Origin of the sequence: Xanthomarina maritima (assembly GCF_008084905.1) — a bacterium.
GTDB classification, from domain to species: Bacteria; Bacteroidota; Bacteroidia; order Flavobacteriales; family Flavobacteriaceae; genus Xanthomarina; species Xanthomarina maritima.
Genome location: NZ_VSFC01000004.1, coordinates 1 through 5,650, shown reverse-complemented (window position 1 = coordinate 5,650; position 5,650 = coordinate 1). Strand labels below are relative to the sequence as shown.

Annotated in this window: 5 protein-coding genes; 3 read left to right on the top strand and 2 right to left on the bottom strand. The window is 30.2% G+C overall.

The annotated features are described in order from the left end of the window. Nucleotides 1–108: 108 nt before the first annotated feature. Nucleotides 109–795 carry an NgoBV family restriction endonuclease gene (locus FVF61_RS00965; RefSeq protein WP_148452327.1) on the top strand — a complete coding sequence of 229 codons (687 nt, stop codon included), beginning with the start codon at nucleotides 109–111 and terminating at the stop codon, nucleotides 793–795. Here FVF61_RS00965 and dcm read toward each other — a convergent pair. After that, the gene (gene dcm, locus FVF61_RS00960; protein ID WP_148452325.1) at nucleotides 785–2,158 is read right to left on the bottom strand and encodes a DNA (cytosine-5-)-methyltransferase; all 1,374 of its coding nucleotides are present in this window, start codon (nucleotides 2,156–2,158) and stop codon (nucleotides 785–787) included. The genes FVF61_RS00965 and dcm overlap by 11 nt on opposite strands. After that, the gene (locus FVF61_RS00955; protein WP_199757243.1) at nucleotides 2,151–2,432 is read right to left on the bottom strand and encodes a DUF6471 domain-containing protein; all 282 of its coding nucleotides are present in this window, start codon (nucleotides 2,430–2,432) and stop codon (nucleotides 2,151–2,153) included. The genes dcm and FVF61_RS00955 overlap by 8 nt, the downstream gene beginning before the upstream one ends. A gap of 358 nt (nucleotides 2,433–2,790) precedes the next feature. Here FVF61_RS00955 and FVF61_RS00950 point away from each other — a divergent pair, with 358 nt between their 5' ends. Both FVF61_RS00950 and FVF61_RS00945 read left to right on the top strand, forming a co-directional pair. After that, nucleotides 2,791–4,203 (top strand): hypothetical protein, encoded by a 1,413-nt coding sequence (locus FVF61_RS00950; RefSeq protein ID WP_148452323.1) that lies wholly within the window; start codon nucleotides 2,791–2,793, stop codon nucleotides 4,201–4,203. Nucleotides 4,204–4,234: 31 nt separating this feature from the next. Continuing rightward, complete coding sequence (locus FVF61_RS00945; protein WP_199757242.1) at nucleotides 4,235–5,482, top strand: DNA cytosine methyltransferase; 1,248 nt, start codon at nucleotides 4,235–4,237, stop codon at nucleotides 5,480–5,482. Nucleotides 5,483–5,650: the final 168 nt, after the last annotated feature.

Sequence of the window (5,650 nt, the reverse complement as noted above, 5' to 3'; positions counted from 1 at the left end):
AAACCATACACAAACACGTTACCCAACATTACGAAAACCACCAAAAACGAGAGCATATTCGCAAAGAAATGTATATTTGTGTTTTCAATCCAAAATCACACATTCTGAATGGCGAAGACTATAAAAATTACTGCTTCTGAACTTTACAACGAACTTGTTGATAATTTCAAAATCAAAGAAAAAATTGGTAGTGTCGAAATTAAATTAGGAAATATCACAGCTAAATACAACGGAAAAGATGCAATTGGTGATCTGCTTCAAGAATGGCTTGGTGAATGGATGAGAAGTAAAAATTATTACTTCAGAACTAAAGTAAATACACAGGAATTTCCAGACTTTTTACTTTCTGAAAGTGATACAAAAGACTTTTTGGAATTGAAAACATTTAATGCAAGTGCAAGCCCTGCGTTTGACATAGCAAATTTTGACTCTTACTGTACATCTCTTTTAAAAATTCCAGAACGGATAGATGCTGATTATTTGATTTTCAGTTATAAAATGAAAAATTCTGAACTTTCAATAGATAATGTTTGGTTGAAAAAAGTGTGGGAAATGGCAAGTCCATCAGGACAAGACCCAATAAAATTACAAGTTAAAAGAAATCAAATTTATAACATCAGACCTTGTACTTGGTATTCTACTAGACTTAAATTTCCCCCATTCAATAACAAAAAGGAATTCTTAAAAGCTATTTCGGAAACACATAAAGAATATCCTCAATGTGACCAATACAAGAAAAATTGGCTAAAAATTGTGGAAACAAAATATTTTGAAAATACAGGAGTTAAGCTATAACTTCCGCATTTTCCATCTCCAACACTTTAGGTTTTTCAGTCGCTACTAAAACATCTAAAACCCTTTCAGAAATTGCTTTTAACACAGGTACAGCGACCGTATTTCCCAATAAATCGTAAGCAAAATTGTCTTTAACAGGTATTTCATAACTGTCAGGATAACCAAAAATTCTCAATCCCTCCCTAATTGTCAGTTTTCTAACTCCATTACCATCGGGAACTACAATCTTACTCATATCAGTTGCAACAAGAGTTGGGGCTATCTCATTTGGATTTAAAATTTTATTTATTTCAAAACTTAATTTCCCTGTTACAATATTATATCCTTTGGGTTTTGTTTCATCGTAAACACGAGAAGTAATGATTCCATTTTCTAGAACTTCTTTAACCAACTTTTTTGGATGCTCAAATCTTAAATAACCTTTATCTACCAAATCATCTAACATTCCTTTTAAATCATAACTTTCAAATAAATCATTTGGAGGAACAAAAGTTTGTATTTGTTTCAAGGTTAAAGGCATTCCGTCCATCCAATCAATACCAATTTCAACTGCCCAATGTTTTTGCCTACGTACTTTAAATAATTTATTTAGCAATCTAATCTGTTCTTTACTACATTCCCCTTTTATTCCTATATCCCAACTATGAATATTATTATCTCCTCCCCTTTTATCTTTTATAGATTTTCCATATAGTTCCTTTACTGAAAAATGAGAAAGTAATTTTTTAGTAAAATCAGTATTCATCGTTTCTTTTCCACTTTCTAAAACATCTTTCAAAACTTTAAAAGTTGGTTTAAAATTTTCTAAGGAAACCTTATCTTTTTTTGTTCCTACAATAAAAATTCTTTTTCGTGATTGCGGAACTCCAAAATTAACAGAATCCAAAACTTTCCAAGAAACTTTATAATTAAGCTCCTTTTCAAGTTTATATAAAATTGTTTTTAAAGTCCTCCCTATTTTATCGGTTTTATTTTCTAAATCGTGTTTAACCAAACCTTCAACATTTTCAAGAATAAAACCCTGTGGTTTTTTATGCCTTAAAATCCTTTCTACTTCAAAAAATAAAGTTCCCCTTGTGTCTGCAAAACCATTTCTTTTTCCTCCTGCACTAAATGGTTGACAAGGAAATCCTCCAAAAAGAAAATCAAAATCAGGAATATCTTCATTTTTTAACTGAAAAATATCTCCAATAAAGTTTTCGTGATGATGGTTATGCCTTAAAGTCTCAACTGCATAAGGTTTAATTTCAGAAGTCAAAACACATTCAGTTTCAATTCCCCTTTCTTCACAAGCCTGTTCAAAACCGATTCGAATTCCTCCAAGTCCGGCAAATAAGTCTATAAATTTTAATTTTTTATTCATCATTCTTGATTTTATATTCAACACTTGATTCTGCAACAAGGCTTAAATTTGACTTGAAGTCTTCAATTTCAAATTTCGTACAACCAATTACCGAAAGACATTGTAAAAAAAAAGTTGCACTAAAAGTTCCTCTACTTATTTTACTTGTAATACTTGCTTGTGTTTCATTTAAACCTTGTTCGTTTAATAAGAAAACTAAATCGGAAGTAGATATACCTCTTTTAACTAACTCGGACTTTAAAAGCCGCTTAACTTTATCGTTTGAATAAATCATTTGATTAAATTTTACAAAGCAAATATAATCGAATATTCTCATATATGCAACAAATCAATCAAAAACAAATATAACGTTGGGTAACATTCTGTATATTGCATTTTGGTTGCGAGCAGTTATCTTTTTTTGGCAGTTTTGTGCGTTAGTACCATTAATTTTGTAGGTGGTTATTTATGAGCTTTGCAAATTGCAACTTTGCCTCAGACAGCGAACTTCTTCCCTATCTGAAAATTAATTGCTCTTTGTTACATCTACAAAATTTCATTACTTTGGTGCTATTAACAAACTGAAAAAACGCAACATACAGTTGCCGTTGGGCACAATTATGAAAAAACCGTAAATTTGAGAAAAACAAAAAATGAATAACGAAACTTTTGGAATGACATTTCAATATGCAATTTGTTTGCATTTTAATATTGAGAATGACATTTCTTTTAGTAGAATAGATAACGGTTTACTCAAATCATTTATTGAGTCCAAAATAATAAATAAAATTTTCAGAGGAAAAGCTAAACCAGTTGAATATTTAACTACTTCTAAAAAATTTACATCTCCATACATCACAAGATGTCCACACAATTTTTTGCTTGAAAATGAAGAAACTTTTTCAGTTAGAACTTTTAAAGGTAATGGTAAAATGTTTGCTCCAAAAGTAGTTGGACAAGCAGGAGATGAAACTTTCAATCATTTTTTTGGCGACTTATATCCTGATATTATAAATAGAAATAACTTTAAAAAATTCTGTTTATCAAAAATCAATGAAATGTTACCCATTATAGTTGATTATGCGTTAGTTAGCGATTACAATTGCTGGTTTTACAGAAATGACGACACATTTAACTATGAAATTTTAAAAAGAGACGATTTACCAGATTTAACTTTTGACCTTAAAGACTTTTCATTTACAAAACCTACAGAACAAAGCTGGAACGAATCAAACACAGTAAAATTTAAAGAAAAAACTGTTTTAGAACTTCAATTACACAACAATAGAAGCGGCTATAAAATAAGACTGCATCGTGAAAACTTTCCTGAACTTTTAAAGAAAGAAAAAGTAATTAATAATTCTATGCTTGGAGATACAGCTGAACTTGCTATTTGCAATGTTTTCAAACTAGATCCAGGGAATGATAGCGACAGATTAATTAATAATTCAGATAAAGAAATATTAAGAAATTTTATTATTCATTATACAGAACATAAAGACAAACTTTTCCCTTTGATTCCAATTAAGTATGCAGGAACAGAAAAAAGAGAAAGAGGTAGCCAAAGCAAAAGTGGAGTTGACTTTTATTTAGAGAAAGACAATACCCTTTCAGTTAAAACTAATAAATCAAAATCTTTCAAAGTTTGTCCACCTGAAATAGGACAGCCTTCACCTAAAACTTTCGATTTGTATTTTTCAGATAAGGGATGGTATGACGGTAACATAGATGAAAATAAATTTCGTGAACTTGTAAGAAATACAAATACTGTATCACTACTGTTGAGAGAATATGTAAAATTTCTAAATGAATGTGATTATTTACTTTGGTCACTATATTTAAACGATAACGAACTAACATCACAAATAATAAACAAATCAGAATTGGAAGGCATAACCTTTAATCCTAATTTAATAGATTATAGTAATGATTTTACAGAAAAAAGTAGTGTAACAATTAAATATGGTTCTAACAAGAAAATTTCAATAGGAGAATTTCAAGTTCATTCAGCAAGAAACTCATTAAAGTTTAGATTCAATTTTGGAAATCTTTTAAGTTTAAAATAATTTATCTACATTTGGACAAAAATGGACAAGTATGGACACTAAAACCCAAATGCTTCGAATTGAAGATGTTGCAGAAAAACTAAATGTTTCACAAAAATCGGTAAGAAGGTATATTCATTCAGGTAAACTTAAATCAAATAAAATTGGTGGAGTTCACCGTGTTGAAGAAAGTGAGCTTCAATATTTTTTAAATCTTTCCGTATATGAAAACGGTAGAGAGATAGAGTATGAACCAGTTATACCAAAATCAACTAAAACTGATATTATCAACTGGATTGACATATCAGACGAATGGGAAAATGTAAAATCAAACAAACTTACTTCTGCTGACCTATTTTGTGGTGCAGGTGGTATGGCAAAGGGTTTTGAATTAGCAGGATTTAATCAAGTTGGTGGTTTAGATTGGTTTAAAGAAGCGGGTATGACTTATCGTCATAATTTTAAACATCCACTAATTGAAGGCGATATAACAAGTTCAGAAATAAAAATGAAATTTATTGAAACTGTAAAAAAACAACTGAAAGGAAAAGATTTAACTGTTCTTTCGGGTGGTTTTCCTTGTCAAGGTTTCAGTATGTCTGGTAGCAGGATTGTAGAAGACCCAAGAAATTCACTTTATAAGGATATGCTTGAAATTATAAAAGATTTACAACCTCAATTTATAGTTGCCGAAAATGTAAAAGGTTTACGTTCAATGCTAAAAGGAAAAGTTGAAGATAAAATTAAAAAAGATATTAGAGCTTTAGGTTATGAAGTTAATGTTACAGTCTTAAATTCAGCTGACTATTATGTTCCTCAAAAAAGAGAAAGAATAATATTTATTGCAAACAGAATTGGAAAGAAAAATTTTCATCCATCACCACTACTTGAGGAAGGTTCTTATGTCACAACTAAAGAAGCAATTGAAGACTTAATTAAAGTAAAAGATAACAAAGAAATTAATCACGTAAGAACCAAACATAAAGATGATATGAAGAAAAGACTTGCTGCTGTTCCCGAAGGTAAAAGTCTTTATGATAATTATTCTGATTCTTGGAAAAAATGTCCTTGGAATGAAGCCAGTTGTACTATTAAAGAAAATCACGGTGGAGTTAATATTCACCCAATTGAACCAAGAGTAATAACAGTTAGGGAAATGGCTCGTCTACAATCATTTCCTGATGACTTTATATTTAAAGGCTCTAAAGCAAAACAAATGGTTCAAATCGGAAACGCAGTACCACCATTAATGGCAAAAGCTATAGCACTCGGAATTAAGAAAACAATTGAAGAAAAATAACTGTGCCCAACAATGTATATAAAAAATAGCGGAGAAAGTGCTAAAACGAAAGTGTAGATATAAAATAAAGGTCAGTTATCAACCGAAAATTAGTGCGTAAAAACCCGCTACTTTTCATATACTAGACCGTTACATAAAACACCTCCAAAATTGTAACTCCTTTTAAAC

Excerpts from the sequence above, each read along its gene's own strand:
- FVF61_RS00945 (WP_199757242.1), top strand. The coding sequence starts at position 4,235 with ATGGACACTAAAACCCAAATGCTTCGAATTGAAGATGTTGCAGAAAAA.
- FVF61_RS00955 (WP_199757243.1), bottom strand. The coding sequence starts at position 2,432 with ATGATTTATTCAAACGATAAAGTTAAGCGGCTTTTAAAGTCCGAGTTA.
- FVF61_RS00965 (WP_148452327.1), top strand. The coding sequence starts at position 109 with ATGGCGAAGACTATAAAAATTACTGCTTCTGAACTTTACAACGAACTT.
- FVF61_RS00950 (WP_148452323.1), top strand. The coding sequence starts at position 2,791 with ATGAATAACGAAACTTTTGGAATGACATTTCAATATGCAATTTGTTTG.
- dcm (WP_148452325.1), bottom strand. The coding sequence starts at position 2,158 with ATGAATAAAAAATTAAAATTTATAGACTTATTTGCCGGACTTGGAGGA.